Origin of the sequence: Paenibacillus sp. AR247 (assembly GCF_002968895.1) — a bacterium.
Lineage (GTDB): Bacteria > Bacillota > Bacilli > Paenibacillales > Paenibacillaceae > Paenibacillus_AQ > Paenibacillus_AQ favisporus.
The window spans coordinates 93,417-96,340 of sequence record NZ_PCZT01000018.1 but is presented as its reverse complement, the minus strand read 5'-3'; the positions used below and the strand labels follow the sequence as shown (position 1 = coordinate 96,340).

3 protein-coding genes are annotated in these 2,924 nt (G+C 49.2%); 1 reads left to right on the top strand and 2 read right to left on the bottom strand.

Annotated elements, in window-relative coordinates; all coding sequences use genetic code 11:
- The coding region (locus CPT76_RS26165; protein ID WP_105444993.1) for a PadR family transcriptional regulator at positions 1-297 on the bottom strand (297 nt) is incomplete at its 3' end.
- Between the two features lie 442 nt (positions 298-739).
- On the opposite strand from CPT76_RS26165, the gene CPT76_RS26160 reads away from it, so the two are divergent.
- The gene (locus CPT76_RS26160) at positions 740-2,473 is read left to right on the top strand and encodes a PQQ-dependent sugar dehydrogenase (RefSeq protein ID WP_105444992.1); all 1,734 of its coding nucleotides are present in this window, start codon (positions 740-742) and stop codon (positions 2,471-2,473) included.
- A gap of 9 nt (positions 2,474-2,482) precedes the next feature.
- Here the strand turns inward: CPT76_RS26160 and CPT76_RS26155 are convergent, their stop codons facing one another.
- The gene (locus tag CPT76_RS26155) at positions 2,483-2,875 is read right to left on the bottom strand and encodes a YmaF family protein (protein ID WP_105444991.1); all 393 of its coding nucleotides are present in this window, start codon (positions 2,873-2,875) and stop codon (positions 2,483-2,485) included.
- Between the last annotated feature and the right edge of the window lie 49 nt (positions 2,876-2,924).

Here is a 2,924-nt window from a genome sequence, read left to right as displayed (position 1 = left end):
CTTCCAGTTGCGTTTATTGCGCTCATAAATTGCCTTGCCCTTCTCGGTCATCCGAAAATACTTGCGCCGTCCGCCCTGCGTTTCACCGCCCCAATACCACTCGATATTACCGTCACCTTCAAGCCGCCGTACGCTGGAGTACATCGTGGCTTCCTTTAATTCATACTCACCGCCCGAACGCTCGACAATCAGCTTGACAATTTCATAACCGTAGCGGTCGGCTTCGGATAAGAGTCGTAAAATCATCGTGTCGGTATGGCCTCGCAGCAGGTCGGATGTGATTTTGTTGTCTTTCATGTAATCACCTCCATATCTGCATGATACGATATACTACTGTGACTGTAAAGGTAATTTGTTAATAAAAATACTTTGCCGAAAATACAGGTGCTTAAAGAATAAGAAACGGCATACATTCAGCAAAAATAAAACTCGGTTTAACGAGAATTTTTTTGCGGTTCAATGGTTCACCCCTGCTGAAAACAGAAAACAGCGGCAATCTAAGACTGCACTTCCAGTCCTAGTCCACCGCTATTTTTTAGTATTTGCCCTTGACGAGAGCCTGCTGCAAAATGGGCTGCCGTCCGACAAATTATTTTCCGGGAAATGACCCGTTTTTTCATTCAGTCATGACCCTTCTATTGAAATCCGGGATGGAATATACATTACAAGCCTTAGTCTGGACATCTAGCGACATCCTGAACACCACTTTCCTTTTGGAGGATCGAGGAGGAGTGTATCAATGAACGAATATGTGCCGCAGGGAATGGTTCAAAAGCAGTATCACTGGGAATGGGTCAATTATTTTCTGTACCGGCATCTTCAAGAGAATAATCCATTTCCCAAACTGAAGGCACCGCTGAACGATTTGCTGAACAAGCAGGAACAGCAATTGGATGCATTGCGAAAGCTCGCTGCTTCACTAGGGATATCCAGCCCTTCTGCAACGGTGAATATAAGGTATAATCCGGTTCTGGACTGTATTAAAGAACTCCATCAGCGGGAGTATGAATTATTACAGGAGTACACCAGCTATCACGATTACTTTTTGCCGGTTTCTTCGTATCCATTGGGCATTGAGGACTTGATGAAGTCTCAGCTGGCGCAGGTCAATACGCTTACGGAATTAAAAGCGGCTTTTGGTCAGCTTTTCAAACCCCAACACGAAACGCAAAAGCCTGATTACATATTGGAAAAGGGGTACCGGTTAACGCGGATCGCCACAGGACTCTCGTTCCCGACCGTTATGACATTTGACCCCCGAGGAGCGGTCTATGTTGCCGAAGCTGGGTTTGCTTACGGGACTGAACCCGGAATGGGCCGCGTGCTTCGCCTGGAATCGGATGGCTCCTTTACAGAAGTCGCCTCAGGATTCGGAGGTCCTGTAACAGGCATTGCCTGGCATCATGGGGATTTGTATGTGGCTGCAGGAAATTTAGGGGAAAAGCCGGCGGACGGATGCGGGGAAATTATTCGAGTATCGCCGGACGGTACTAGGCAAACGATTGTCAGCGGGCTGCGCACATGCGGGGACCATTTTACCGGAGACATTCTATTCGGCCCTGACGGCAAACTGTATTTTTCCGTTGGTACCGCCACGAATTCGGCTGTTGTAGGGCTGGATAATATGCTGATCCTGAAGCATCACCCGCAATTTCACGATGTGCCGGCCAGAGACTTGGAATTGATCGGCACCAATTTTATTACCCGGGATCCGCTATCCGATCAACCAGCGGCAGCAGTAACGGGAGCGTACCATGCCTTTGGAGCTCCGAGCAAAGAGGGTGATATCGTACGAGGCCGATTGTTGGCTAACGGGATCATCTACCGCTGTAATCCTGACGGAAGCCACCTACAGATCGTCGCAGACGGCTTCCGGAATACGTTTGGTTTAAGATTTTCCCCAATGAACGGAAAACTGATCGTAACGGACCATGGCGCGGATCCGCGGGGGAGCCGGCAAATCAGGCTGGATTGGGATAAGATTTGGGAGGTCACTCCTGGGGGATGGTACGGATTTCCGGAGTTGTTTAGTGGTTTGCCCGTAACCCTCCCCCACTTTCATGCCGCGGAACAAGCGAAGCCTGCCTTTCTTATCCGCAACCATCCTCCGCTTGCCGCCCAACCGCTGGCCCGTCTGCAGCCGCATAGCGCTTCCATGAAATTTGATATTTGTGCAAACGCTGATTTCGGCATTCCAGGGGAGCTGTATGTCGCCCAGTTTGGGGAATCCGGTTTTGAAAAAACCGAGGAACTTCCTGGATTTAAAGTGGTCAAAGTCAGCCTGGATACCGGACAAATTTCAAACTTTCTGACCAATCCGCTTGGCGAATCTACGAAACAAGGGCCAATCCGGCCCATTGATGTCAAATTTAATGCCGAAGGAAATGAGCTATACCTTGTCGATTTTGGCCTGATGGGTAAGCATAACCCGACTCCTGGAACCGGCAGCCTGTGGAAGATCGTGAAAATATAACGGATCGGCTTAATCCTCCTCCTCGTTCCCTGTTCTGCCTCCGTACCGATGCGAGTGCGGGATTCTGCCGTTAACGGTGGTATAACCCGCAAAATCGTGATAATGCCCGCCTCCCGGCAAAGGAATGGCCGGTCCCGTCGTCCCTTGAATATAATGAACATGCTGATCATTAAAAGATGTTTCCACATGATAACGGTGGACATGGGGAACGCCGCTGGGGGCGGGTTCCGTTGTTCCGGCGTAGTGATGATAGTGTCCCACGTCAAACGAAGTATCACCTGAAATCGGATGAACATGGACCCGGACCGGCCTTCCATCCCACGAAGTAATAAGCAGGCTGTGATGATGCTCGGAACCGGAACCTTCAGAATGAAACAGCAAACCTGTGATTGGGATTTCCAATGGACTAACCTCCTATTTTTCAAGTTAAGATTTGATCAAGCAAAAATAT

What these genes read in the sequence shown, in the direction of transcription:
- CPT76_RS26160 (WP_105444992.1), top strand. Translation starts at nt 740, where the DNA reads ATGAACGAATATGTGCCGCAGGGAATGGTTCAAAAGCAGTATCACTGG.